Origin of the sequence: Pseudomonas sp. MPB26 (genome assembly GCF_046605355.1) — a bacterium.
Lineage (GTDB): Bacteria > Pseudomonadota > Gammaproteobacteria > Pseudomonadales > Pseudomonadaceae > Aquipseudomonas > Aquipseudomonas cedrina.
Map to the genome: position 1 here is coordinate 824,999 of NZ_CP176793.1, position 26,612 is coordinate 851,610.

General features: G+C 62.0%; 26 protein-coding genes. 15 read left to right on the forward strand and 11 right to left on the reverse strand.

Features of this window, described 5'->3' with window-relative positions; genetic code table 11:
• Window position 1: 1 nt before the first annotated feature.
• Both fahA and hmgA read right to left on the reverse strand, forming a co-directional pair.
• Window positions 2-1,288, reverse strand: coding sequence for a fumarylacetoacetase (gene fahA / locus ACLH0H_RS03885; protein WP_411381053.1), 1,287 nt, complete (start codon window positions 1,286-1,288; stop codon window positions 2-4).
• 3 nt (window positions 1,289-1,291) lie between these two features.
• On the reverse strand, window positions 1,292-2,575 hold the full coding sequence (gene hmgA / locus ACLH0H_RS03890; RefSeq protein WP_411381054.1) for a homogentisate 1,2-dioxygenase: 1,284 nt from the start codon (window positions 2,573-2,575) through the stop codon (window positions 1,292-1,294).
• A gap of 120 nt (window positions 2,576-2,695) precedes the next feature.
• Here hmgA and ACLH0H_RS03895 point away from each other — a divergent pair, with 120 nt between their 5' ends.
• Window positions 2,696-3,475 carry an IclR family transcriptional regulator gene (locus ACLH0H_RS03895; RefSeq protein WP_411381055.1) on the forward strand — a complete coding sequence of 260 codons (780 nt, stop codon included), beginning with the start codon at window positions 2,696-2,698 and terminating at the stop codon, window positions 3,473-3,475.
• Window position 3,476: 1 nt separating this feature from the next.
• On the opposite strand, the gene dacB is transcribed toward ACLH0H_RS03895, so the two are convergent.
• From dacB to ACLH0H_RS03940, 9 genes are all read right to left on the reverse strand, one after another.
• A complete protein-coding gene (gene dacB / locus ACLH0H_RS03900) occupies window positions 3,477-4,922 on the reverse strand; it encodes a D-alanyl-D-alanine carboxypeptidase/D-alanyl-D-alanine-endopeptidase (RefSeq protein ID WP_411381056.1) in 1,446 nt (481 codons plus the stop codon).
• Between the two features lie 223 nt (window positions 4,923-5,145).
• Window positions 5,146-7,566: a TonB-dependent siderophore receptor gene (locus ACLH0H_RS03905; RefSeq protein ID WP_411381057.1), complete on the reverse strand. Its 2,421-nt coding sequence runs from the start codon at window positions 7,564-7,566 to the stop codon at window positions 5,146-5,148.
• Window positions 7,567-7,808: 242 nt separating this feature from the next.
• Window positions 7,809-8,744 (reverse strand): glutathione S-transferase family protein, encoded by a 936-nt coding sequence (locus tag ACLH0H_RS03910; RefSeq protein ID WP_411381058.1) that lies wholly within the window; start codon window positions 8,742-8,744, stop codon window positions 7,809-7,811.
• Window positions 8,745-8,839: 95 nt separating this feature from the next.
• Window positions 8,840-10,015, reverse strand: a complete 1,176-nt coding sequence (locus ACLH0H_RS03915) for an ATP-binding protein (RefSeq protein WP_411381059.1) — start codon at window positions 10,013-10,015, stop codon at window positions 8,840-8,842.
• Window positions 10,016-10,116: 101 nt separating this feature from the next.
• Complete coding sequence (locus ACLH0H_RS03920; protein WP_076951294.1) at window positions 10,117-10,392, reverse strand: GIY-YIG nuclease family protein; 276 nt, start codon at window positions 10,390-10,392, stop codon at window positions 10,117-10,119.
• A gap of 38 nt (window positions 10,393-10,430) precedes the next feature.
• The gene (locus ACLH0H_RS03925) at window positions 10,431-10,901 is read right to left on the reverse strand and encodes a nuclear transport factor 2 family protein (RefSeq protein ID WP_411381060.1); all 471 of its coding nucleotides are present in this window, start codon (window positions 10,899-10,901) and stop codon (window positions 10,431-10,433) included.
• 112 nt (window positions 10,902-11,013) lie between these two features.
• Window positions 11,014-11,658, reverse strand: coding sequence for a DUF1120 domain-containing protein (locus ACLH0H_RS03930; RefSeq protein ID WP_411381061.1), 645 nt, complete (start codon window positions 11,656-11,658; stop codon window positions 11,014-11,016).
• Window positions 11,659-11,900: 242 nt separating this feature from the next.
• Entirely contained in the window at window positions 11,901-12,536 is a 636-nt protein-coding gene (locus ACLH0H_RS03935; protein ID WP_411381062.1) for a response regulator, read from the reverse strand.
• 197 nt (window positions 12,537-12,733) lie between these two features.
• On the reverse strand, window positions 12,734-13,588 hold the full coding sequence (locus ACLH0H_RS03940) for a response regulator (RefSeq protein WP_411381063.1): 855 nt from the start codon (window positions 13,586-13,588) through the stop codon (window positions 12,734-12,736).
• A 338-nt stretch (window positions 13,589-13,926) separates the two neighbouring features.
• Between ACLH0H_RS03940 and ACLH0H_RS03945 the strand changes: the two genes are divergently transcribed.
• From ACLH0H_RS03945 to ACLH0H_RS04010, 14 genes are all read left to right on the forward strand, one after another.
• Window positions 13,927-14,553: a DUF1120 domain-containing protein gene (locus ACLH0H_RS03945; protein ID WP_411381064.1), complete on the forward strand. Its 627-nt coding sequence runs from the start codon at window positions 13,927-13,929 to the stop codon at window positions 14,551-14,553.
• A 211-nt stretch (window positions 14,554-14,764) separates the two neighbouring features.
• Window positions 14,765-15,388 (forward strand): DUF1120 domain-containing protein, encoded by a 624-nt coding sequence (locus ACLH0H_RS03950; RefSeq protein WP_411381065.1) that lies wholly within the window; start codon window positions 14,765-14,767, stop codon window positions 15,386-15,388.
• Entirely contained in the window at window positions 15,388-16,032 is a 645-nt protein-coding gene (locus tag ACLH0H_RS03955; protein WP_411381066.1) for a DUF1120 domain-containing protein, read from the forward strand. The genes ACLH0H_RS03950 and ACLH0H_RS03955 overlap by 1 nt, the downstream gene beginning before the upstream one ends.
• A 204-nt stretch (window positions 16,033-16,236) precedes the next feature.
• On the forward strand, window positions 16,237-16,857 hold the full coding sequence (locus tag ACLH0H_RS03960) for a DUF1120 domain-containing protein (RefSeq protein WP_411381067.1): 621 nt from the start codon (window positions 16,237-16,239) through the stop codon (window positions 16,855-16,857).
• A 209-nt stretch (window positions 16,858-17,066) separates the two neighbouring features.
• Entirely contained in the window at window positions 17,067-17,708 is a 642-nt protein-coding gene (locus tag ACLH0H_RS03965) for a DUF1120 domain-containing protein (RefSeq protein ID WP_411381068.1), read from the forward strand.
• A 146-nt stretch (window positions 17,709-17,854) separates the two neighbouring features.
• Entirely contained in the window at window positions 17,855-18,478 is a 624-nt protein-coding gene (locus tag ACLH0H_RS03970) for a DUF1120 domain-containing protein (protein ID WP_411381069.1), read from the forward strand.
• Window positions 18,479-18,687: 209 nt separating this feature from the next.
• Complete coding sequence (locus ACLH0H_RS03975) at window positions 18,688-19,311, forward strand: DUF1120 domain-containing protein (RefSeq protein WP_411381070.1); 624 nt, start codon at window positions 18,688-18,690, stop codon at window positions 19,309-19,311.
• A 36-nt stretch (window positions 19,312-19,347) separates the two neighbouring features.
• Complete coding sequence (locus ACLH0H_RS03980) at window positions 19,348-19,971, forward strand: DUF1120 domain-containing protein (RefSeq protein WP_411381071.1); 624 nt, start codon at window positions 19,348-19,350, stop codon at window positions 19,969-19,971.
• Window positions 19,972-20,050: 79 nt separating this feature from the next.
• Window positions 20,051-20,680, forward strand: coding sequence for a DUF1120 domain-containing protein (locus ACLH0H_RS03985; RefSeq protein WP_411381072.1), 630 nt, complete (start codon window positions 20,051-20,053; stop codon window positions 20,678-20,680).
• A gap of 2 nt (window positions 20,681-20,682) precedes the next feature.
• The gene (locus ACLH0H_RS03990) at window positions 20,683-21,429 is read left to right on the forward strand and encodes a fimbria/pilus chaperone family protein (protein ID WP_411381073.1); all 747 of its coding nucleotides are present in this window, start codon (window positions 20,683-20,685) and stop codon (window positions 21,427-21,429) included.
• 134 nt (window positions 21,430-21,563) lie between these two features.
• Window positions 21,564-23,999, forward strand: a complete 2,436-nt coding sequence (locus ACLH0H_RS03995; RefSeq protein ID WP_411381074.1) for a fimbria/pilus outer membrane usher protein — start codon at window positions 21,564-21,566, stop codon at window positions 23,997-23,999.
• Between the two features lie 11 nt (window positions 24,000-24,010).
• The gene (locus ACLH0H_RS04000; RefSeq protein ID WP_411381075.1) at window positions 24,011-25,138 is read left to right on the forward strand and encodes a DUF1120 domain-containing protein; all 1,128 of its coding nucleotides are present in this window, start codon (window positions 24,011-24,013) and stop codon (window positions 25,136-25,138) included.
• Between the two features lie 10 nt (window positions 25,139-25,148).
• Window positions 25,149-25,799 (forward strand): DUF1120 domain-containing protein, encoded by a 651-nt coding sequence (locus ACLH0H_RS04005; RefSeq protein ID WP_411381076.1) that lies wholly within the window; start codon window positions 25,149-25,151, stop codon window positions 25,797-25,799.
• A gap of 39 nt (window positions 25,800-25,838) precedes the next feature.
• The gene (locus ACLH0H_RS04010) at window positions 25,839-26,462 is read left to right on the forward strand and encodes a DUF1120 domain-containing protein (protein ID WP_411381077.1); all 624 of its coding nucleotides are present in this window, start codon (window positions 25,839-25,841) and stop codon (window positions 26,460-26,462) included.
• Window positions 26,463-26,612: the final 150 nt, after the last annotated feature.

The window sequence follows — 26,612 nt, forward strand, 5'->3', positions numbered from 1 at the left end:
CTTAACGCGCCGCGACCACGGTGCCGCGGCATTCGCCAAAGCCGATGGAGGCAAACCCCTCGCGGCTGCAGCGGGCGCGCAGGATGATTTCGTCGCCATCCTCAAGGAACTTGCGCACTTCGCCGGACGGTAACTCCACGACTTTTTTACCGCCTTCGGTCATTTCCAGCAGGCTGCCAAACTGCCCCACCTGCGGGCCGGACAAGGTGCCCGAGCCAAACAGATCGCCGGCCTGCAACTGGCAGCCGTTGACGCTGTGGTGCGCCACCAGCTGTGCGACGGTCCAGTACATGTGCAGGCTGTTGCTCAAGGCCAAGCGATGGGCCGGCAGGTGCTGTTCGCGCATCGCGGCGGTGGTCAGCAGCACTTCCAGCTCGATATCCAGGGCGCCGGCGGCCTGGTCACGTGGGTCCAGCAGGTACGGCAGCGGTTGCGGGTCACCGTCTGGCCGTGGCGGTTGAGCCTTGCGAAACGGCTCCAGGGCTTCAGCCGTGACGACCCAGGGCGAAATGGTGGTGATGAAGCTTTTCGATAGGAACGGCCCCAACGGCTGGTATTCCCACGCCTGGATATCCCGCGCCGACCAGTCATTGAGCAGGCAAAAACCGGCGATATGATCGGCCGCGTCACCGATGGCAATCGAATCGCCCATCTCATTGCCCTGGCCGATCCAGATACCCAATTCCAGTTCGTAGTCCAGGCGCGCGCACGGGCCAAACGTCGGCTCGGACTGGCCGGCGGGCAAGGTCTGGCCTTTGGGACGACGCACATCGGTGCCCGAGGGGCGAATGGTCGAAGCGCGGCCGTGGTAGCCAATCGGCACGTACTTGTAGTTGGGCAGCAGAGGGTTGTCGGGGCGGAACAGTTTGCCGACGTTCTGCGCGTGCTCGATACCAACGTAGAAGTCGGTGTAGTCATTGATCCTGGCCGGCAGGTGCATCTGGCAATCAGCGGCGTGATGCAGCACCTGCGCCTCACGCGTCTGCAACGTGCTGCCTTCGGCCAGCAGTTCCAGCAGGCGCTCGCGCAAGGCCACGCGTGGACCACGGCCCAGTTCGAAAAAGCGGTTCAGTTGGCCGCCGGCGGTCGCTTCGACGGCGCGACGGGCGTCACCGTCGAACGCGTCGATCGCCGCATGAAGGTCGAGGATCCAATCGCCGATCGCCACGCCACTGCGCGGTGCCGAACCGTTGATGCTGAACACCCCCAGCGGCAGGTTCTGCAAGGGGAAATCCGAGTGGCCATTGGCGGAGGCTACCCAACTGCGGGTAAGGGTTGGCTGCGTCATCGATCATCTCCGGTTCGGGTTGAAGGTGGCAGGCAGCGAGGCCCAGCACGCGTCATAAGTGGTTTGCAGCTGCGCGCATTCCAGGGCGAACTGCGTGGGACGCAGCACTTGGCTGGTCTCGAACATGAAGGCCATGGTGTTATCGATCTTGTGCGGCGCCAGCTCGACATTGATGGCTTTGGTGCAGGTTTCGCCGTCCGGGCCGTGGGCGCTCATGCAGCTGTGCAGCGACGCGCCGCCGGGCAGGAAGCCTTCGGCCTTGGCGTCGTAGGCGCCCTGGATCAGGCCCATGTATTCGTTCATCAGGTTGCGGTGGAACCACGGCGGGCGGAAGGTGTTCTCGGCCACCATCCAGCGCGGCGGGAAGATCACGAAGTCCAGGTTGGCCAAGCCGTGCACGCTGGTGGGCGAGGTCAACACGGTGAAGATCGACGGGTCCGGGTGATCGAAGCTGACGGTGCCAATCGTGTTGAACCGGCGCAGGTCGTATTTGTACGGCACATTGTTACCGTGCCAGGCGACGACGTTGAGCGGCGAATGGTCCAGCTCACAGGCCCAGAGTTCGCCAAGGAATTTCTGCACCAGCGTCGTAGGTTGTTTCAGGTCTTCGTAGCGGGCGACCGGCGTGAGAAAGTCGCGCGGGTTAGCCAGGCCGTTGCTACCGATGGGCCCCAGGTCCGGCAGGCGCAATGGCGCGCCGTGGTTCTCGGCAACGTAACCACGCGCCTGGGCATCGAGCAGCTCGACGCGAAACTTGAGGCCTCGCGGCAACACGACGATCTCCAGCGGCGCCACGTCCAGCACGCCCAACTCCGTGGCAATGCGCAGGCGACCTTGCTCGGAGACGATCAGCAGTTCGCCATCGGCATTGAAAAACACGCGCTGCATCGAACGGTTGGCGCGGTAGGTGTAAATGCTGATGCCAGAGGGGTCTTCCGACGCGGCGTTGGCAACCATGCCCACAAGGCCGTCGATAAAATCTGTCGGCTCGTCGGGAATATCCAGAGGGTTCCAGCGCAGGCGATTGGGTGTCACGGCCCCCAAGGCGCCACCGGCCAACTGGCGCTCAAGCTTGACGAACGCCGGGTGATTGGCCGACGGCTGGATGCGATACAGCCAGGTCCGGCGGGCTTCGCTGCGCGGCATGGTAAAGGCGGTGCCGGAGAACAGTTCGGTATAAAGCCCGTAAGGCGCTTTTTGCGGGGAGTTCTGGCCGACCGGCAAGGCGCCGGGCAAGGCTTCGCTGGCGAATTCATTGCCGAAGCCCGACAGGTATTCGAGGTTCATGGACCATCCTCTGCAAGGAAGTTGTTTTTATCGTAATCCAGTTACGCACAACGTAATTTGATCGCTATCCACCGTCAAGCTATAAAGACGCCCATTCATCTCTCGGATTCTCGCCCCTCCATGGAAAAGCCCCGCGACACCGGTAAACAGAAAGTCCGCTCGGCCGAAGTGGGCACCGACATCCTCAAGGCCCTGGCCGAACTGTCGCCCGCCACGTCGCTGTCGCGCCTGGCCGACCATGTGCAGATGCCCGCCAGCAAGGTGCATCGGTATTTGCAGGCGCTGATTGCCTCAGGCTTTGCCGAGCAGAACGCCGCCACCAACCATTACGGCCTGGGCCGCGAAGCCTTGCGCGTGGGTCTGGCGGCGCTGGGCAGCATGGACGTATTGAAAGTCGGCGCCCTGCCCCTGGCGGAGCTGCGCGATGAGCTCAATGAAACGTGCTTTCTGGCGGTGTGGGGCAACCAGGGCGCAACGGTCGTGCAGATCGAGCCGGCGGTGCGCGCGGTAACGGTGGTGACGCAGTTGGGTTCGGTGCTGCCGCTGCTCAGTTCGTCCACCGGGCTGGTGTTCAGCGCTTTCCTGCCGACCCGGGAAACCGTCGAATTGCGGGAGCGCGAGATTCAGGCCGGTACCGCCCACGCGCTGGCAAACGACCGGGCCTACGCCACCACGTGCGAACAGATTCGCGCCCGTGGCCTGCATTTTGTGCATGGCCTGTTGATGCCCGGCGTGGATGCGCTGTCTGCACCGGTGTTCAACGCCATCGGGCAGGTGGCCGCCGTGATGACGGTGGTCGGCCCCACCTCGTTGTTCCATGCCGATGAAGACGGCCCGGCGGCGCAGCGTTTGCTGGCAGCGACCCGGGCCGTCAGTTGGCGGATGGGCTATCAGCCTTGAGTCATTGGTGCCAAGTCGCGAGGGCCAGGGCTACGCGATCTTCCAGGGCACGGATCGGCGCGGCGTCGCCCAGGTAATTGTTGCTGATCATTGAAAGCACCAGGCGCCGCCCCTCGGCATCGCTGAGGTACCCGCTCAACGATGACACGCCGGCCATGGAGCCGGTCTTGCCGTGCAGGTTGTTCTCGGCGGCCGTCCCGCGAAGGCGATAGCGCAGGCTGCCACCGGTCATGCGGTCCGCGTTGCCGGCAATTGGCAGGGCGTTGTACCAAGTGTTGAACCAGGGTTGCCGGGCAGTCGCCAGCAGCAGGTCGCTCAGGTGTTGCGACGACACCAGGTTGCGCCGCGACAGGCCCGAGCCGTCCACCTGGCTCAGTGTCGCCGGGTCCAGCCCCTGGCGTTTCATGAACGCCGCCACCGCTGCCACCCCTGCCTGGGCGGTGCCCGCATTGGCGGTCTGACGCCCCATGGCCTTGAGCAGCGCTTCGGACATGTTGTTGTTGGAGAGTTTGAGCAGTGGCGTGATCAGCTCCTGCAACGGCGCCGATTGGTGCTCTGCCAGGACCGTCGCGGTAGCCGGGCTCGTCCCGCCGATCACGCGCCGGCCCAGCACCTTGATGCCCTGCTGCGCCAGCGCCTGTTCGAACAAATTGGCCACCAGTTGCGTCGGCTCCCACACACTGACCCATTCCCGGCGTTGCTTGCCCGGCGCCAGCGCGCCCGTGAGTTGCAGCAGGTTGGTGCCGTGCTGGCGGGTGACACTGTAGGTGTCACCCGGGCCGCTGACCGCACGATTGTTGATTTGCATGTAATCGGTGGAAGGAAACACCTGAACGCTGACAGGCTGGCCGAGCCCAACCGGCGCTGTGGCCGTGACGATCAAGGTGCCGGCATCGAAATCCGTGTTAGGCGACACGGTCAGCGCTGAAATCTGCGCGCCGTAGTAGGTGCTTTCGTCGTCCTGGGCCCAATCGACCCCCAGGCGTTCAGCGTCGAACCAGGTGTCATCGAACACCAGGTCGCCTTGCACCTGGCGCACGCCCAAGCGCGCCAGTTGGTCGGCCAGCGCCTGGTAATCGGCGAACTGCGTGGTCGGGTCGCCCAGGCCGCGCAGGTAAAGATCGCCGCTCAGGCGCTCGCCTTGTTGTGTACCGTTGCTTAACAACTGGGTCGAGAACCGGTACTGCGGGCCCAGCACATCCATCGCCGCCGCCGTGGTCAGCAATTTCAGGTTGGACGCGGGAACCAGGCGCGTGTACGGGTTGTGCTGGTAGAGAGTGTTGCCGGTGCGGGCGTCGCGCACCGTCAGGGAGACGGTGGCGCCTTGCAGCGCCGGATCGGCCAGCAACTGATCGAGGATCGCCGGGGTGGATGTTTGCGAAACGCTGGCGCAGCCGCCGAGTAAAAAGCCAAGGCACAGCAGGTGCAGCCATCGTCCAAAGTGCATCAATATTGTTTCCGCCAAACCATCAGTGCCTGCAACGCTAGCAGCTCCTAACCCTTGTGGCGAGCGGGCTTGTTGTGGCGAGCGGGCTTGCCCCGCGTTGGGCTGCGAAGCAGCCCCAAACCAGGCACAGAGGCGTATCTGATACACCCCATTCGTCTTCATTGGGGGCGCTTCGCACCCCAACGCGGGGCAAGCCCGCTCGCCACAGGATCTCTATCGAGTGTTAGAACTCCAGGGTGCTTGAAAGCGACACCTGCCGCGCGTCACCCAACGACACAAAAAACCGGCTGGCCGCCGAGGTGTAATAGGTGCGGTCGAACAGGTTCTTCACGTTGAGCTGGAACTTGACCTTCTGCCCATCGATCCGCGTGTCGTAGGTGGCGAACGCATCCGCTACCGTGTACCCCGGCAGGTTGAAGTCGTTGGCCGCATCGCCTGCGCGTTCGCCGACATACCGCGCGCCCGTGCCCACTCGCAATTGATCGCCACCAAACACGTTGCCAAAATCATAAGCCACCGACAGCGAGCCGGTGTGCTTGGCGACGTTTTGCAGGCGGTTGCCTTCAAGCGTTGGGTCGTTGTCCTTGATGTCTTCGGCATCGGTGTAGGCGTAGCTGCCGATCAGGCTCCACTGGTCGGTCAACTGGCCGCTGGCGTCGAGTTCCAGGCCCCGGGAGCGCACCTGGCCGGCGATGCTGTAGACCGTGTTCGCGCCGGAACCCACCGACACCAGCACGTTACGCTTGTTGATCGTGAACAACGCCGCGCTGGCGGTAATGCGCCCTGGAATATCGAGCTTGGCCCCCAGTTCCCAGGACTTGGACTCCTCTGGCGTGAGGTCACCGGTTAAGGTGCTGCCATCGTTCAGCGCCGCGATCGTGGAGTTGGGTTTGAACGACTCGGTGTAGCTGCCGTAAAACGACAGTTCGTCGGTGTAGCGATACACCAGGCCGGCGCGCGGCACCCAGGCCTGGCCCTTGCCATCGGTGTTGGCCTTGAACGGCACGCCCTTGCCGGCGTACTGGTCGTACATCTGATAGCGCGCACCGGCGACGAAAATCCACTGGTCGGTGAGGTGAATCGCGTCCTGGAAGAACAGCGAGTCGCTGCGCAGCAGGTCGGTCTGGGCGCTGTCGGCGGCGCTGACGGTGGTGCCCGCGACTTCGTTGCCGTACACCGGATTGTTGTAGTTGAAGGCGCCGCGCGAATTCTGACGAATCAGGTCGGCGCGATAAATCTTGCGGTACTCGTCGTCCAGGCCGAACACCAGGTCGTTCTGCAGGCCGAACACATTCACCTTGCCTTCGAAGCTGGCGGTGGTGAAGCGGTCGGTGGTGATCGCGCCCTGGGTGCCATCCATCCTGCGGGTCAGGGTGCCGTTGGTATTCACGGCACTGACGCGCACTTGGCTGGCGTCGTAGGTTTCGCGGTTCCAGCTGTAGCCGAAGTGGGCCTTCCAGTCGTCATTCAGGTCATGGTCGGCTTCGAAGCGGTACAGGTCGGACCGGCCCTCCATGTTGTTGAAGGGTTCATCCAGGCGGCGGGTGGATGGGATGTCCAGCGGGTGATTGGACTTGTCGATGGCGGTGCCCCGGTCGAACGGCGAGAGAAATTCGCGGTGCTCGTAGGCGAACAGCAATCGGGTGCTGTCGCCGAACCAGGCCAGGGACGGCGCCACCAAAGTCTCGCGGTGTGTACCGAAGTTGCGCCAGTAGTCTTCGTCTTCATGATCGACGATCAACCGGTACGCCAGGCCGCTATCGCCAATCGGGCCGGTGGTGTCGAGGCTGCCGCCGCTGCCGTTCTTGCCGTCGCCGAAGGTGGAGCCGCGCACGGTCAGGGCGGTGGACTGCACCAGCTCAGGCTTTTTGCTGACGATATTCACCACGCCGCCCGGGTCCTGGATGCCATACAGCAACGACGATGGACCCTTGAGCACCTCGACGCGCTCGGCCGTGGCGTTCAGCGCACGGCCCTGCACCACCGGCATGCCGTCACGCATGATCGAGCCATTACGGTTGTCGCCAAAGCCGCGCAGCATCACTGCGTCCTGGGTACTGGCCAAGGTGTTGGCCTGGGTGATGCCGCTGATATTGCCCAAGGCGTCATCCAGGTTGCGCGGGGTCTGGTCGCGCAGCACTTGGGCCGGCACCACGTTGACGGTTTGAGGGGTTTCCAGCAGCGGCGCGCGCGAACGCATCACCGAACTGGTGGGTGGTGGCTGATAGCTGGTGGAGTCCTGGGTTTGCTGGCCAACGCCACTGATGGTGGTGGCGCCCAGGTTGACCGCGCCGTCGGTGGGCACGGGCTCGAGGGCCAGGGTGCGCGCATCGATCTGGCGGAAGGTAAAGCCGCTGTTGCCGAGCAGGCGTTGCAGGGCCTGGGGCGCACTCATCCGGCCGCTGACCGCAGGCGCGTTCAGCCCGTAGGGTGCTTCATCGGTGTAGATCACGCTGATCCCGGTCACGCGGCTGAAATCACTCAGGGCCTGGGGCAGAGGTTTGGCGGCCAAGGCAAAGTTGAACTGGGCGCTTTGTTGCTCTTGCGCCCATGCCGTGCCCAGGGGCAGTAACGCCAGCCCCGATACCGCCAAAACCGAGGCTCCCAACCACTGTTTAACCCAACCGCCCGCCGTCGACTTCATGCTGTGAGAACCCGTGTAGAAAAGCTGTTAATGCGAATTGATCGCAGTTTCAAGCACTACACGAGTGAGCGGCGGGTTTACCTCACCTGATTTTCAAAATAATTTTCGCAGATCGCATAGATCGTTCCCACGCTCCGCGTGGTAATGCCTATTGGGACGCTCCGCGTCCCGCTTTAGAAGCAGACGCAGAGCGTCCATGGCTGCATTCCCACGCAGAGCGCGGGAACGATCACTGGCTGGGATTACTGCGCCTGGATGCGGAAACCGAAACGCGGGAAATGCACATGCACGGTGCCGGCACGTGGGTCGGTGCGGCGCAGGATCAGCGCCTCGCGCCCGGCAAACAGCAGTTCCCCGGCAACCGGATCGACGCCGTAATCGATGGCGCTGATGGTCACCTGCTGGCCGGCCCGGAAGCCATTCAGGTCTTCAAAGCGTTCATCCGGCAGCGCCGCCGGCGTGGCGTCGCGCGCAATGTCCAGCGCCTGTTCGGCGCTCATCGGGCTCGCCGTGCCATGTCCAAAACCGAGTACTCGCGCCAGCCACGCAACTACCGCCGGGTACGCATCCACCAACGGCGCGGTGACCGGCGTCGCCTTGAGGAACCACAACGGGTGGGCCATGGCGAAGTCGGCAATCGACGGCTCGCCGAACAAGTAATCTCCCGACTCACGCTGCAACTGCTGCTCCAACCGCGCCATCATCGCCGGCCACTGGTGCTTGGCCACTTCGATCGGCAGTTTGCTCGCGGTGCCGCCGCTGAACAGCGCAGCACGGTCGGCGAGGAACGCCTTGATCGCTTCCGGCGGCAATTTGCCGAAGCGCACCGCCACCGACTCCGGCTGGAACACCAGGCTAACCGCATGGGCGAATACCACGCTGTCGGCCCAGGTGGCGAAGGTTTGGGTGATCATTTCCTGGCCCAAGGGGAACAGCGCCGGCGCGGCTTTTTCCTGTTCCAGGCGGCGCGCGATCAGGGCCGTGTCGCAATAGATATCGGCGCCGACCTGCAACACCGGGGTTTTACGGTAGCCGCCGGTCAGGGCAGTCAGGTCCGGCTTGGGCATCACCGGCGAGACGTGCACCGAATGCCAGGACAAGCCTTTGAAACCCAGCAGCAGTCGGGCTTTTTCCGCGAAGGGGGATGTAGGGTAGTGGTGCAGGATGAGCTCAGACATGCGCGGGTCCACTTGGCAAAATGAACCTGCAGCTTAGCGCGCAACCGTCTCGGGTGGTGTGATGGGAAGCTATCAGTCAGATCAATGCAGGGGTGTCATGGCAACGCCCCACCCTGGCGTCGCATGTAATCGGCAAACAGCGGGACGGTAAAATCCAGGTATCCGTGATCGGTGCTGTAGATCATTCCCTTGGCAATGATCTTTGCTCGGGTTGGCCCCAAGGATGACTGGGCGCGTCCCATTGCCTTCGCTATGTCGGCCATGGCGTATGGACCGTCGCCTAAATCCGACATGGTTTTCACAAACTGGACTTCCGCTTTGGTCAATCGATCAAGGCGAACCCTGAAGAACCCCGCATCAAGTGTTGCCAACGTCTCTGCATAAGAGTGGTTTACATCCTCCGCCGTAATCTGCGGGCCCTCGGCGTTGTTCCATGCGATAGATGCCCATTCTTGAAGGAAGAACGGGTAGCCACGTGTGCGCTCGACAATCGTCGCGAGCGCATCAGGGGCAATCGACGCATCTTCCTCAATCACCGGTTTTTCTACCGCCTGAGCGGCGTCAACCGAATCGAGCGCCCCCAAGCCAGGGTAGAGAAAAAGCCGTTCGGCATATGACTTCGCCTCTCCTGCAAGACGAGCTACCTGCGGAAGCCCTGCTCCCACAAGCAGAATGGGCAAGCCCTCCTGAGACATGCGATGAATCGAAACAATCAACGCAGAGAGGTCCGCATCGGACAGGTATTGGACTTCATCAATCAGCAGAATCCAGCCTCTTCCCGCAGCTTTGGCGGCTCTTCCGATGACGGAAAACAATTCGGGAAGGTCGTACTGAAGATCACCGCTGTCGGCAAGCCCTGGCTCAGGTTCGACACCCACTTCGACGCCCGCGACTTCAATCCTGAAAATAGCCGCAAAACCGCGAAGCCCCTGCAGCCCTCGAACAGCAATGTGTTTGGCGGCCTCGACGCCTGACAGCGAGCGCATCACCTTGCGCATTTGGGGATAGAGCAGCCGGGCAAGGCTTTCATGTTCCGGAGCTTCCACTTTGGAAACCAGCAGACCTTCTTCCTCCGCTACTCTCGCGATCTCATTGAGTAACACCGTCTTCCCGGTGCCACGCAGCCCGAGCAACATCATGGACCGCGTATTACGTCCCAGGATTGCCCGGCCGCAAGAGATTCTTGCATTTTCGAGGATTTTATCGCGGCCGGCGAGCTCGGGGGGGCGGCTTCCGGCGCCTGGCGCAAAAGGGTTGCGGTAGGGATCCATCTGAACGGTCCATAGAAAGTGATCTCTATCAAACAATACTAATAGATACCAAAACTTGGTAGCTCTCGGTAGCTTTTAATAGCAATTGGTAGAACCATCAGTCAGATCAATGAACCACTCGCCGCCAGACACTCCTTGGCGCTCTTCTTGAGCTTTTTGATCAGCCGTTCCTGGCGCAGCGCCTCGCCCTTGCTCGCGCATTGCTCGGTGTACACCAGCGCCACCGCCGGGCTGGACAAAAAGAATCGTGCGCCCTTGCCGCGCTGATGCGAGGCAAAGCGGCGCACCGGGTCGTTGCTGATGCCGCAATACAGCGCGCCATTGGCGGCGCGCACCAGGTAGACGTACCAGGGTTTGGGTTCAACGGGGTCAGTCACGGCGAGGATTCAATCAACCAGAAGAAGCGCCGAGTTTATCAACGACTGGCCTGGAATGCCTTCAGGCCCTTGTTGGCCTGGGCACGCACGGCGTTTTTCACCAGCGGCGTCCAACCCAGCAGCAGGCCTTTGGTACCCAGGGCCTGGCGCGACCAGCGCCACAGGTCGAAATGATCGTGGTGCTCGCAGATCTTGCCATCGCGGAACACGAAGCGCGCCTGGATATCGTTGACCACCGTGTTGCCGGTGGCGCTGAACAGGTAGGTCGCGACCCAATGCGCGCCACCCGTGCGCTCGTCGCTGCGCACGTTGTCGAAGGTCAGCGAGAAATCCTTGGCCCGCGTGGTGAGCATGCGCCACATGTCGCCGGCGTCGCGGCCGCGCAATTCGCCGAACGCCGGGTCGCTGAACACTATGTCGTCCGTGTAGCAGGCGGCCATGGCTTCGGCGTCAAGGCGTTGGAAAGCCTCGTAGAAGTGAGTAATCAGGGCGGTGTGGGCGTCACTCATGCGGCGGCTTCCGTGTTTTTTATCGGTAGGGCTGCACGATAGTCTGCGCGGGCGCAGAAGGCCATGTTCATTCATCGACGGAATGAACATGGCTTTGGAGGTAGGGCGGGAGTTACAGGTAGACGACGTCCAGGGTAGCGCTGCCGTCAAGCTGGAGTTCCTGGCCGGTGGGCAGTTGGTCCTTACGCAAGATCGTGGTCTGTATCAACAGATCCGATGTCATGGCCTGTACCGGCAGCGGTGCGGGATTGGTGCCGGTGCCAGCGTTGAAGGCGCGCATCCAATCGGGCTGCCAGATCTGGGTATCTTCGGGGGCGTTGAACCAGACCTTCCCATCAGCGGATTCGATCACGGGTTGCGAAACCCCATCGGCCAGGGAACTGCTCGTTTTCAAGGTGTACCAACCCACCTTCTTGTCGCCGTTGACCAGACCCAGACCAAAACTGGACAAGCCAGCGCCTGGCTCAGCAGATGTTCCGCCGCGGTTATCGCTGCTCTTGATCGCAAACAGCGTGGCGGCCGTGCAATTGACGCTCAGTGCCAGGGACGCGACGGGCAAGGCAGTGTCACGACTCGGAACCGGGTTCAGGTCACTGAACGAAATCTTGCCATGGTCCACCACCCCGCCTCCCGACAGGGCAGGCGTACAGGCCGCCGGCGTGATAGCACCGGTGACGCTCAGGTCTACACTGGACGCCGCAAGTACATTGGAAACACCGGCCAACAATAAGGCAGCCGTGAATATTGAGTTCTTCATTGTTTATGCTCACTTTGAATCTGCACACACCGGGCAGCCGCGCGCAAACGACGACAACCCAATGCGTTCGATTCGAATAATTAGACTAGGGATGTTTAACTATTACCACTGCGAACAGTAGCAACAGCTCGATAATCTAAAGCGTGCGCATAACTACCAACATACAACTAATACGAACTTCCAAAGTGACGCAAAAATTTAATTAACGCGCGCCCCTATCAATTCGTAACTTCATCGCCACTTCATGGCACCATCCCCACATCCCGCGCATACGCAAACAAATCCACATCCGTGGAAATGCACAAACGCTGCATCGCCGTGCTCTTCTGCTTGCTGATGGTGGAAATGCTGCGATTGGCCCGCGCGGCGATCTCGCTCACCGTCAGGCCGCTGGCCAGCAGGCGCACCACCTCCTGTTCCTTGCCCGATAGCCGAGGCGCCTGGGTTGGCTGCGCCACGCAGGCCTGCTCCAGTTGCACGCGCAGGCACTCGCTGATGAAGGTGCGCCCCTGGTACACAGAATGGATAGCCTGGGGCAACTCACGCGCCGAGGCGCTTTTGGCCAGTACCGATTTCGCGCCATGGGCCATGGCCGCGCGCAACGTGGCGACGTTGGCGAACATGGTCACCACAATCATCGGCACCTTGGGGTACTGACGATGCAATAACCCCAGCAGGCCATAACCATCCACCTGCTGATCACCCGGCATCGCGAAATCCGTCACGATCACGTCACACGGTGTGCACTTGAGCAAGGCCAGCAGTTGATCGGGGCCGTCGGCCTCGCCCACTACTTTGCACTTGCCGCTCGCTTCAATAACTACTTTTTGCCCGACACGCACAATAGGGTGGTCGTCGGCAATAATGATGCGAATCATCGTATTTTCCATGATGGCAATTAGGTAGCACCAAAATACCCTGACACTGCTTTTGTAACAACTAGCAATAAAACACCTGTTTTGCGACGCAGCCCGTGTTTTAAGGGCCCTACACCAATGCCTACAAAATTAAAAGAAATGACATACAGAAAAGTACTACACACAAACGGAAGTTTTCCTTCAGATGCAACTAGCGGCTAGAGCTTATATAGATAATTCAAGTAAATTTCGATGTCTTGGTAGAAGCGGCCGAGCGCACTGTGGTTAGCCGCCACACCGCTCAGGTGCACACGATCAATCAAGCGCACGGCACGGTATTCCAGCGTTGTAGCGCCCAGAAAGGCCACGCTGCCCACCAGTCGATGCAGGTGTTGAGTGGTGGCGTGTTCGTCTTCGGCCGCCTGGGCTTGCCATAGCGCCTCAAGGTCCTCATTGGCTTCCTGAATCAATTTGCACAACATTGGCTCTACCAGCTCCCATGAGCCAAACGCGGCGATCAGGCTTTCGCGGCTGGCGAAGCCAGGCGGACGCGGCGTTGAGGTATTGACATGAGAGGCGGGCTCAGGAGTCGACATGGGTAGCCAATCGCACAGCACGTCGCGCAATTGTTCAACGCCGATGGGTTTGAGCAGCCAGCCGTCCATCCCGCATTCCACGCAGCGGCGGATTTCTTCCGGGCCCATGCGCCCGGTCAACGCAACCACTGGTATTCGCGCTCGCCCGCCTTCGCGTTCCAGGCGCCGAAGTTCTCGGGTCATCGCGTAACCGTCCATCACCGGCATACGGCAGTCGCTGATGATCAGGTCAAAGTGCTCGTCCGCCAGCGCCCGCAACGCACTGTGCGCATCGCTGCACAGGACGTGGCGCACACCCAACGCATCGAGCAGGACCCCCATGAATGCGCGATACAGGCCATGGTCGTCAACCACCAGCACCCGCGCCTGCCGCCGGCCGGTCAGCGCGTCGCCATTGGAAGAGGACGACGCTTCACTGGGTGTTGTGCCCGGCCTTTTGGAATTGCCCGGCATGCTGCCCCTCACGCGCAGCAACATGTTTCCAGGCCCGCCTTGGAGCACGGTATCGCTAGAGGGGGTTGCGCGCTATAAAAGCGGATCACTCAATTGAGTGAATTAACCGCGTTGAAAGAGGGCGAAAAATATCCGAATGATTGAATCGTCGCGATACAACAACTACGACAACGCCGGTTTTTCCAAGTAAATGCAAAGCCATTTATCGCGACCTGCCCCTTATCAGCGCCCAGCAGAACTCTCGTAATAGTTGCATTTTTCCTGTTGTGATCAGGCCATACCGTTCGCCGGCCATTTATGGCAGTGCTCACTTGCTCGACGAGGCTGCCACCCTTAACCCCGTTGCACGTCGGAGCACACTCATGAGCCAATCACTTTCTTACCTGTTCGGCACACTGTTACTCGGCGCCGCCGGCAGCGCCATCGCGGCCTCCAGTGTCGAACTCAGCGTCACTGGGCTGATCACCCCGAGCGCGTGTGAACCCAGCCTGTCCAATGGCGGCGTGTACGACCTGGGCAAGATTGCCGCCAAAGCGTTGAACAAGGACCGGCCCACCGCCTTACCCGCGCACCTTATGCAACTGACCGTAAGTTGCGACGCGCTGACATTGGTGGCGCTGCAACCCACCGACAACCGCCTCGGCTCCAGCTCCGATAGCGCCTCCCCCATCAAGTTCGGGCTGGGCTTGATCAACGGCAACGAAAAGCTCGGCAACATGAACCTGGAGATGAGCTCAGTCGTGGCCGACAGCGTCGCGGCACGCCCGATCGGCTCTGCGGATATGGGCACCTGGGCACCGTCCCCCGTGATGTCACACCATTACATGACCTCGGTCTCCGACGGCAGTGTTCCGCTGATGCCGTTACCGTTCAAGCTCATGACCGCCGACCTGCACATCCTGCCAACCATCGCCCCCGCCGCCACGCTGACCCTGACCGAACAAGTGCCCATCGACGGCTCCGTCACCCTGACCATGAACTATCTGTAGCGGTAAAAACGAAAGCGTGCACGGATGCACGCCCAGGCGCGCATTCGCCGGGCATATTCGTACTTGTTGCATTCCACCCGGTCGGCACCGGCGATAAATTCTCCCCGCTTTCCCTAGAAGCAGCGCGTGCCCCTCATAACCCTAAAACCAAGGGCAACTCACCCGCACCCCCTATCTGTCCCTTACGCCTTGCAAAGGAATACGTTCGCCAATGAAAGCCTCAATCGCCGCCTTAACCGGGGTGCTGCTGCTCGCCGGTTGCCCTTGGGCACTCGCCGCCAGCAGCGTCGACCTGGCCGTCACCGGTGCCATAACGCCAAGCGCCTGCCTGCCGAGTATCAGCAACGACGGCACAGTGGATTACGGCAAGATCTCGATGCAGGACCTGGACGACTTTGGTACGGCACTGCTGCCAGCCACCTTCAAACTGGCGGTAAGTTGCGACTCCCCCAGCTTGTTCGGACTGTACTCCATTGACAACAACCATCCCGACGGCGGTATTTATTTTGCAATGGGGTTTACCAGCCCCACCTGGTGGATCGCCAACTTCAGCCTGATTACGAGAAACGTCATCGCTGACAACCAAAACGTCCATGCGATCTACTCCAAGGACAATGGCGCGAGCTGGGAGGCTTATCCAACGATCCAGAACTGGTACCCCCGCACGCTGCTAGCGTTTGCCAAAACACTCACAGGCCAGTTGGCCCCCACGCCCGTCAAGGACGTTTCGCTGGACATGCTGGTATCGCCGACAATCTTTTCAAAACACCTGATTCCCACAGGCGAAACGATCTCGCTGGATGGCTCTGCCACCCTTGAGCTGAGGTACTTGTGATGGGCAGGCTCAACCTCCGCAGGCCTGCTGCGCTGCTACTGCTAGCGCTCACTCAGGAAGCATTCGCCGCCAGCAGCGTCGACCTCACCGTGACAGGTCTGATCGTACCCAGCGCCTGCACACCCACCTTGAGCCAGGGCGGCGTGGTCGATTACGGCAGGCTCGCCGCCAAGGATCTGAACGTCGACACCATGACCACCCTGCCGCGCGTAAACCTGCAGTTGGGCGTCAGCTGCGCCGGGCCCACGCTGTTTGCGCTGCGTGGTCGGGACAACCGCGCAGGCACCGCCTACGACGATGATAGAGAGAACACCTTTGGCCTGGGCCTGATTAACGGAGACCAGCGCCTGGGCAATTACTTCCTGATTATCGATACGCCGGTATCGCCCGGCGTGGCGCTGTACCCGCTGATGTCCCTCGACAACGGCGAGAGTTGGTGGCAGTTCCCCGACGGAACCTGGCTGAGCCCAAACCAAATGAGCGCATTCGGCAATTCTGAAGCCGGGCTTCCGGCGCCGGTCGCCCTGCAAACCGTCACCAGCGCACTCAATGTGTACACCTACATTGCACCCACCAGCGGCCTGACCCTGACCGAAGAAGTTGCACTGGACGGGTCGGCCACGGTGGAACTGTTTTACCTCTAACCACCGCCCAAGGATCAGTGTCCATGCATCGACTCACCGCACCCACGCTCGCCGTGCCGCGGCGATCACCGCCAGCAGCACCGACCTGATCGCGCCAGCCGACCCCTGACCGTACTCGATGAAGTCCCCATCGACGGTCAGGTCACGCTGCAACTGAAGTCCCTGTAATCCGTTTTTATGCCTCTCCCCCCTAGGAGCCAAACAATGAACACTGCTAAAACCCTGATAACCACCCTGTTGCTGGCCGGCGCCAGCACCGCCATGGCCGCCTCCAGCGTCGACCTGAGCGTGCGCGGTTTGATCACGCCCAGCGCCTGTGAACCAACACTGTCCAGCGGCGGCGTGTATGAAATCGGCAAGATTTCGGCCAAAGACCTCAACGCCGATGACATCACCAATTTAGGCGAACACATTTTGCAACTGACCGTCACGTGCGACGCCGCAACCTTGATGGCGCTTGAGCCGCAGGATAACCGCGCAGGCTCCTCCTCCGATGACGTAAACACGCGATTCGGGCTGGGCTTGATCAACGGCACCGAAAAGCTCGGATTCCTGGAAATGTGGCTCTCTTCCATGCTGGCCGACGGGGTTGAAGGTCGCCCGATTGGTTCTGCGGACGGTGGCCTGACCTGGGCTCGCAAGCCCAGCTTGGCGAACGACACCATCACCTCTGTGGCCGACACCACCACCATGGCGCCGATCCCCGTGAAATTGCTCACGACAGACCTGAGCCTTTCAGCATCGATAGCCCCCGCCAACAGCCTGACGCTTACCAACGAAGTCGCCATCGACGGCTCCGTGACCCTGACCGTCAAGTACCTGTAGCGGTAAAGCGGAGCGTGCACGGATTGCGCGCCCACACACGCGCTCACACGGCACATTCGTACTTGTTGCATTCCAGCCGGTCGGCACCGGCGATAAATTCTCCCCGCTTTCCCTAGAAGCAGCGCGTGCCCCTCACAACCCTAAAACCAAGGGCAACTCACCCGCGCACCCTATCTGTCCCTTACACCTTGCACAGGAATTCCTTTCCAATGAACGCCCTATTCACCCCCCTGGTCGGCGCCCTGCTGATCGCTGGCTGCACCTTCGTGCAGGCCGCCAGCAGCGTGGACCTGACGGTCAAAGGCAGCATTACGCCAAGCGCCTGCGTGCCCTCCATCACTCAAGGCGGAATCGTCGACTTCGGTAAGGTCGCCGCCAAGGATCTGAGCCTCAACTCAACGACTCCCTTGCCCGACGCCAATCTTGGGCTGAGCCTGATTTGTGAAGCGCCGACATTGTTCGCGCTGCATGGCAAGGACAACCGAGTAGGTACCGCCTACTACGACCATTCCCATCTATACGGACTGGGCATTGCCAATGGCGACCCCAACCAGAAGCTGGGCAACTACCGCTTCGAGGTGTTCAACCCCGTCGCCGATACCGAAGTCATTCCGCTTTTCTCGATTGACCGTGGCCAACTCTGGATCGCCAACCCCGTTGGCAGCTACTTCCAGCACACGGCCTGGCTTGCGTTCGGCGAACACCTCAACGGCGTAAACGCGCCAAAGCCCGTTGGCAATGTGACCGTGGACCTGCGCATACGCGCCTCAATTGCACCGCTCAGAACCCTGACGGTGACCGAAGAAATACCCTTGGACGGCAGTGTCACGGTGGATGTGATTTACCTCTAGCCCCTCTACGCCCGCGGGCCTTCACCTTCATCGCGCCGGCGGACCACCTGACCGTGCGCGATGAAGTGCCCATCGAGGGCCCGGTCACGCTGCAACTGAAGTCCCTGTAATCCGTTTGTACACCTCTCCCCCCTAGGAGCCAAACCATGAACACTGCTTTGAAAACCCTGATAACCGCCCTGATGCTGACCAGTGCCGGCACCGCCATGGCCGCTTCCAGCGTCGACCTGAGCGTGCGTGGCTTGATCACGCCGAGCGCCTGTGAGCCGACGCTGTCCAGCGGTGGCGTGTATGACATCGGCAAGATTTCGGCCAAGGATCTGAATGTCGACGACCTCACTGCCGTGGGGGACCACGTAATGCAAATGACCGTCACCTGCGACGCCGCAACGCTGATGGCCATCGAGCCTAAGGACAATCGCCCAGGAACGAGTTCCGATGATGTGCCTCCACGCTTCGGGCTGGGCCTGATCAACGGTACGGAAAAGCTCGGCTTTCTGGAAATCTGGCTCAGCTCACTGCTGGCCGACGGAGTGCCAGGTCGGGCTATCGCCTCAGCGGACGGTGGTCTGACCTGGACCAGTGAACGGCGCTTGCGCAACGACAGCATCGCCTCGGTGGCCGATACCACGACCCTGACCCCCGTGCCGGTGAAACTATTGACCGCTGACTTAAACCTCAGCGCTGCAATCGCCCCCGCCAACAGCCTGACGCTTACCAACGAAGTCGCCATCGACGGCTCCGTGACCCTCACCGTCAAGTACCTATAGCAATAAAAAGCCGAGCGCGCCCAACGTGGCGCGCATTGGCCGTGCAGTTTCGTATTTGTTGCATTCCTCCCGAACGGCACCGGCGATAAATTCCTTTCCGCTTTCCCTGGAAGCAGGGCGTGCCCTCAATCCCTTGAATCAGGGCTGATTGAGAAACGGCACCACGTCCAAACCACGCCCCCACCACTGCATCACAAGGAATCGTGCCCATGGAGAAAACCACCCGCGCCGCCTTTGCCCTGCTGCTGGCGACCTGCACACCTGGCGCGCTCGCCGCCAGCAGCATCGACCTCAGTGTGACCGGCAGCATCACGCCCAGCTCATGCACGCCGCGCCTGTCCAACGACGGGGTGATCGACCACGGCAAGTTGACCGCCAAGGACCTCGAGCAGGTCAGGCCCACGCTGCTTGACCCGGCTGAAATGCAACTTGAAGTGATTTGCGAAGGGGCGACCTTTTTTACCCTGACCACCTTCGATAACCGGGCCGGCACCTCGGCCATCAACGCCGCGCACCACGGCCTGGGAATGATCAATGACGACCAGAAACTGGGCAGCGTCGCGTTCGCTCTGTTCGAGCCGATAGCCGACGCGGTGGCGGTCAAGACCATCGTTTCGCGCAATGGCGGCGTCAACTGGGTCGTCAACCCGTATCTGGGGCATGAGGCGTTGACCTCGTTCGCCGCCGCCGACGGCCCCAATACGCCGATCGCCATTGAGTTGCTGAACGCACGGTTGCGCGCCTTCACCGTCATCGTGCCGTCCAAGGACCTGACGGTGGTGGATGAAGTGCCCATCGACGGCCAGGCCACGCTGCAGCTGAAGTATTTGTAACCCCTTGCTTAGCCTTTCCTCCCTAGGAGCCACACTATGAACACGTCGTTGAAAAGCCTTTTCGCCATGGTGCTACTGTCTGGAGCAGGCAGTGCCATGGCCGCCTCCAGCGTTGATCTGACCGTGAAAGGTCTGATCACGCCAAGTGCGTGCGAGCCAACCTTGTCCAGTGGCGGTGTGTATGACATCGGCAAGATTTCCGCCAAGGATTTGAACGTCGACAAAAGCACTGTATTGCCCGAGCACACCTTGCAACTGACGGTGACCTGCGATGCCGCGACTTTGATGGCGATAGAGCCTCAGGACAACCGCGCGGGTTCGAGCTTTGAAAGCGACCCGGCCACGTTCGGCCTGGGCCTGATCAACGGCAGCGAAAAACTCGGCTCTTTCGCAATGAACCTGTCATCACTGATTGCCGACGGCGAGGAAGTGGGACCGATCGTCTCGAGCGACGCCGGTTTGACCTGGTCCCGGTCCATCTATTTAACCAATGCAGGCATCACCTCGGTGGCCAACACCACCACCATCGCGCCGATTCCGGTCAAATTGCTCACGTCGAGTCTGACCCTGTCTCCGATCATCGCCCCAGCCAACGGCCTGACCCTTACCAACGAAGTCGCCATCGACGGTTCCGTGACCCTGACCGTCAAGTACCTGTAACGCAGACGCGCGCAGCGCCTGGCGTTGCGCGCCCTGGTTATCACAGATGTTCCCTTAATCACGGTTCCAAGACCCGACCATGAACACGCTCTCAAGCCGACTGGTGACCCTCTGTTTTCTCTGCCTGGCGGCCAAGCCCGCCTTCAGCGCTTCCAACGCCGAGGTGACGGTCACCGGCACCATCACCCCCAATGCCTGCACGCCTACGCTGTCGGACAACGGCATCGTCGACCACGGCAGGGTGCCGGCCCGCAGCCTCAATCAATATGAATTCAGTGACTTGCCCAGCCGCACGCTGGACCTGAGCGTGAGCTGCAACGAGCCGGTGTTGTACGTGCTGGTGGGGGTGGACAATCGCGCCGACTCGTCAGTGGGGCCGGGGTTTTATTATGGACTGGGCAACAATATCCATGCGCCCACCGAGCGCCTGGGATCGGTGTCCCTGGCCTTTCGCAATGTCATGGGTGACGGCGAGCCGGTCCTGGTCCTGGCCTCCAGTAACCACGGCCTGACCTGGTTTCCAGAGTCCAACGCCTACCCGGACAACTACATGGGCTTTGCCCATCCCGGCACGCTGGTGCCGGACCCTCATCGGCTGATCACCGCAACCTTACACATCGATACGTCGATCAACGCCGCCGCCTACCTGACCCTCAATCAAGAGGTCCCGCTGGACGGCTCAATCGTGCTTGACCTGAGGTACCTGTAGTCATGTTGTCCATTCCCTATGTTTCCTTTTTCGTCCGGGTGTTTCTCGGCCTGCGTTACCTGTGCGTCTACGTTGGCGGTCTGGCCCTGGTGCTCGGTGGTTCGAGCCTGGTGCTGGCCGACGGTATGGTGCCGGACACGTCCGTGGTGATCGTCAACGAGGCCGACGGCGAAGCCTCGGTGTCGGTGACCAACACCGATTCCAAGCTGGCCTTGCTGCACGTGACCCTGGAGGACATTCCCGAAGACTCGGCGCCGTTGCTGTTTGTCACGCCGCCGCTGACCCGCGTGGAGCCTTCCAAGAGCCAATTGATCCGCTTCATCCTGCAATCGCCGGAACCGTTGGTAACCCAGCGCCTTAAACGAGTGATTTTCGAGGGCATGCCCCAGGGCCGTTCCACCGCCCAGGCCGGGCATGCGCGGGTTGGCGTGACGGTGCGCCAGAACCTGCCGGTAATCCTGCATCCCAAGGGCCTGGAGCCGAACCGCACACCCTGGACCGGCCTGACCTGGAGCCTTAAAAACAGCCAGCTCAGCGTGCATAACCCGTCGCCGTATGTGGTGCGCCTGGCCCAGGAACTGCGCCTGCTACCGGGCAACGGTTCGGCCTTGCTGCCGCGCACCTATGTGTTGCCCGGCGAAACCCTGAGCGTGGCCGCCACTCAGGCCACGGCCACCACCGTGCAATTACAGCCGGCCACCGTCTACGGCTTCGCCGTGGCGCCCTATGAGGCGCCGGTTTCGCTCTGATGCCCGCGCCGGAAGGACTCACACCGGCGCCCTGATAACGAAGTGACCTCCCATAGAAGGTCACCAGAAGCCCGCCCGCTCCGAGGGATCGGCGGCGCGCTTCCATCACTTGAGTACGACGTGTGAGCACAGTCATGACTGATCGCGACGGCGAAGCCGTGCCCGGCATTTCGCTAGGGCGCACGCACCCATTCCTTGCGGGCCTGGTCCTGGCACTGCTGCCGGTGGGCCTGTCGCTGGCCGATGAAGCCGGCGGTTCGTTTGACCCGCAGACCCTGTCCCAACGCGGCATTGACCCGGCACTCGCCAATCTGCTGCTGCAAGCGCCGCGTTTCACCGCCGGCCGCCACGCCCTCAACCTTAACGTCAACGGTCAGCGCCGAGGCCGCGTCGACGTGACCTTCGATAAAACCGGCGCACTGTGTTTCGACCGCGCCCTGCTGGATGCCGGCAACCTGAAACTGCCCGAGGCGTCGGCCGATACGCGGTGCCTGGGCTTTCTCGAGCTGTATCCGCAGACGGTCATCGAGCAGGAGCCGGCCAGCCTGAGTCTGTCCCTGGTGGTGCCGACAGACGCCATACGCCCGGCGCTGCAGGATATTTCCGGCTACCAGACCGGCGGCTTCGCCGCGTTGCTCAACTACGACCTGACCGGGCTGTACAACGAATATGGCGACGACAGCAACCGCTTCGGCTCGGCCAATACCGAAGTCGGGTTCAACGCCGGCGACTGGATCGTGCGCAGCCGCCAAGTGCGCACCTGGCAGGATGGCCAAACACGCACCACCCACCTGGACGCCTACGCGCAACGCACCTTTGCCGCTCAGCAGGCGGTGTTCCAGGCCGGGCAGATCAACCTCTACAACCCGGTGCTGGCCGGCGCGCAGATCACCGGGGCCCAAGTGCTGACCGAAACCGCGTTGCAGGACCAGAACCAGGGCGCGACCATCGACGGTATCGCCAACAGCCCGGCCCAGGTGGAAATTCGCCAGAACGGCACGTTGATTCATTCCACGGTAGTGCCCGCCGGGCCGTTCTCGCTGACCGATGTGCGGCGCCTGAACAGCCGCTCCGACGTTGAAGTCACAGTCAAGGAAACCAACGGCGAAGAACGCCGCTTTACCGTGCCCGCAGCGATGCTCGGCCTGGGCCTGCCGGCGCCCGGCTACTCGGTGGCCGCCGGGCAAGTGCGCAAGATCGGCGACAGCGAAGGCGCCGAGCCCTGGGTGGTCAGCGCCGGCTGGAGCGGCGCGCTGCACCCGCAGGTGAGCCTGAGCGCGGGCGTCCTGGGCGCCGAAGATTACCGCGCGGCGGGGGCTAGCCTGGGCTGGTTGCCGTGGCGCGACAGCCAGTTGCAGTTCGGCGTGCAAGGTGCGCAGGCCAGCCGGCGTGCTAAGGATCAGGGCCTGCAGACCGACCTGTCCTGGTCGCAACGGTTGTCGGACAGCTGGGCGATCACCACGTCCGCGTCCTGGCGTTCGCTGGGTTACCGCGAGCTGGAAGACTCGACTTACACCACCGACACCCGCGAGCAACGGCGCTCGCGCTATCGCGATCAGCAAAGCGCCACGGCGTCGTGGTCGCACCCGATGCTGGGGGCGTTCAGTGCCGGGATGTCGCGTTCGTCGTCCTATACCGGCGACGGCAGCACCCGCGCCCTGGCGTCGTGGGGCACCAGTGTTGGCCGCGTGTCGGTGTCGGCCAGCGCCGAATGGCAAGTGGGCGGGCGCAAGCAGAGTGACGACAGCGTCTACCTGAATATCAGCCTGCCCCTGGGTGACAACCGCCGCGCCCGTGCGTGGGCACGCAATGCCGGCGGTGAACACCGAATCGGCGCAGGCTTGAGCGAGCAACTCAATGACCAACTGAGCTACCGGGTCGGCGTGGAACGCGACAGCCGCGACCGTGAAGTCGAGTCCTCCCTCGGCGTGTCGGCGCTGCCGTATTACAGCCAGCTGGACTTCAACTACACCCGCTCCGACGCCGAGCGCGCCAGCTATCAGGGCGGCGCGCGCGGCGGCGTGGTGCTGCACGGCGACGGGCTGACCTTCTCGCCGTACCCGGTGCGCGACACCTTTGCCGTGATGTCGGTGGGCGAGATGGCGGGAATCAAGGTCAGCACGCCAAGCGGCCCGGTGTGGACCGATTGGCAAGGTCAGGCGGTGGTGCCGCAACTGAGTGCCTATGGCCGCAGCCCGGTGGAGGTGCAAACCCGTTCGCTGCCGCGCAATGCCGACATCAGCAACGGCCTGGCGGTGTTATCGGCGGGGCGCGGAGCGGTGGACAAGGTTGAGTTCGGCGTGGCCCTCACCCGTCGTGCGCTGCTCAGCGTGACCCGCGATGACGGTACGTCGTTGCCACGCGGCGCGGCGGTGAGCACCGGCGACGGCGAATTCGTCACCCTGGTGCAGGAAGGCAGCCAGGTGTTCCTGCCCAATGTGTTCGACCAGCGCCCACTGTTTATCAAGGCCAGCGGCCGCGAGCCTTGCCGCCTGGACTTCGAGTTGCCGGACAAAGGCGACCCCGAGGTGTATTTCGAAACCGCGGCGGCCCGGTGCCGCCAGCCATGAGGACAATTGTCATGGGTTTTAACAGCGCACTGTTGCCGCTGCTTCTGCTGCTGAGCGTCAACGCCTGGGGCGACGACGAATGTCGGCTGAACCTGAGCGAATCACGCCTGGATTTCGGCCTGATGAACCGCGCGGTCGCCGTGACGCCCGCGCCCGAACGGCTACTGGGCGAGCGACGAATCAGCCTCACGTTGAACTGCCCGCAGGTCCAGGACTTGAGTCTGTTTTACCGGGCGCCGGGCGCAAGTGCGCAACGCTACCGGTTTACCGAACAGGGTACTTATCGCCTGCAAGTCAGCGAGGCGGTGGTCGATGGCCACGCCGTGGAACTCGGGCTGATCCCCGGCAGCGGCCAGCCACCGGTGGCCAGTGGAACTCAGTTGGTCTGGCGCCCGGAGCATGGGGTGGTGCCGCTGCGTGACGGGGTAACGATGCGTGGGCGCAGCCTGTCGCTGCAAATTGACGCCAGCGCCTGGGCCGATGAAGCGGCGGCGCGGGTGAGCGATGCGGTGACCTGGGACAGCGGCGGCCTGTTCGACGCGATCACCAGTGGCCGCTCGCGGGAGCTGCGCCTGCAAGCGCGCTTCGCCCCGGCTGCCTGCACGCCATTGTTGTCCAACGGCGGGCATGTGGACTTCGGCAAACTGTCGGTGCTGGATCTGAGCCAGAACAGCGACACCGCCCTGCCCGCCCGGGCCCTGGCGGTGAACGTGGCGTGCGATGCGCCAACCGCCTTTACCTTGCGCATGCAGGACAACCGCCAGGGCTCTGCCACCGGCGGCGCCGATGACACGGCTTACGGCCTGGGGCTCGATTCGCGCCAGCACAAGATCGGTCGCTACCGGCTGATCTTCGATCCTACGCGCGCCACGGCCGACAGCTACGGCGCGCTGTATCGCACCGACGCCGCCGCCGACACTGGCCCCTGGAGCAGCGCCAGCGCCAGCCCGATTGCCATCAGCGCCAATCGCTTCATCGGTTTCAGCGCCGTGGCCGGCAGCACCAGCGGCCCCTCCTCGATTCAACACCTCAGCGCCACGGCGAGCCTGGAAGCGTTCATCGCGCCGCTCGGCTCACTGGACCTGGGCAACGAAGTGCGCCTCGACGGCGCCGCCACCCTCGAAATCAACTATCTCTAGGAGCACGCTCATGAACACCGTTCGTCTATCGCTGGCCAGTCTTGCCCTCCTGGGTATCGTCAGCTCGACCCACGCCGCCTCCACCGCCGAATTGACCGTCACCGGCCTGATCACGCCCATGGCCTGCACGCCGGTATTTTCCGCGGGCGGGCTGGTGGATTTCGGCAAAATCTCCCAGCAGGACCTCAATCAGGCCAAGCCCACGATGTTGCCGCTCAAAACCATGACCCTCACCGTCAGTTGCAACAGCGCCGGGCGCTACGCCTTGCGCATGCGTGACAACCGCGACGGCACCGCCTACGTCAACAGCGAGATTTACTACGGCTTCGGCCTCGACGGCAGCGGCGGCAAGATCGGTGTGTACTCACTCAAATTCGATCCCAAACAGACCGTCGCCGACGCCTTGCCGGTGATTTATGGCACCGAATCGACCACCAATGGCGTGGCCTGGCGCACCTCCAACAGCAACCCCATCGACATGGGTTCGCGCAGCCTCCTCGGGTTTACCGAAGTGAACGGCAGCAGCGCCGGGCCCACGGCGATCCAGAACCTGACCAGCACCTTCATCCTGGAAGCCGTGATCAACGCCAAGCAAAACCTGGACTTGAGCCAAGAGGTGGTGATGGACGGCTCCGCCACGCTGGAAGTGGTTTACCTGTAATTCCCAACCGCGACTTTCCCTAGTCAAAGGAGCAACACCATGCGCACTACTTTCACCACGCTGACCGGCGCCCTGCTACTGGCCGTCAGCGGCGGCGCGTTTGCCGCCTCAAGCGTTGACCTTAGTGTCAAAGGCATGATTACGCCCAGCGCTTGTACACCAACCCTGGCCAACGGTGGCGAGGTTGATCTCGGCAAGATTTCCGCCAAGGACCTGCGACCTGCCCAACACACCTATCTGCCCAGGCAGAACCTGCAAATGACGGTGAACTGCGATGCCGCGACGCTCATTGCGATAGCCGCCAAGGACAACCGTGAAAACACTGAGTCCAGCATGGATTACTACAACTTTGGTATAGGACTGATCAACGGCAGTGAAAAACTGGGTTACGTCACGATCAGCCCGAGCAACTCCATCGCGGACGGTGCAACAGTCAGAAGCGTTGGCTCAAGAGACGGTGGTGTGACGTGGGAACGTGAAAGCTCTTTTACGGACGACGGTCTGACAGCCTTTGCCGACTTGACAACCACCACGCCATTGCCGATACAAGCACTCACCACCGACTTGCAGGTCGGAGCCGTAATAGCCCCAGCCCAGAACCTGACCTTGAACGAAGAGCAACCCATCGACGGCTCGGTGACGCTGACCGTAAGGTACCTGTAACGCCGGCCGCCGGATTTATCCACTGACACACCGCATTCGCGAGCAAGCCCGCTCCCACACTTTTCGGTGCCAGACACAGGACGGGTGGACAACATCAATCCCCAGTGGGAGCTGGCTTGCCTGCGAAAGCGGTGGGCCAGCCACCGGATT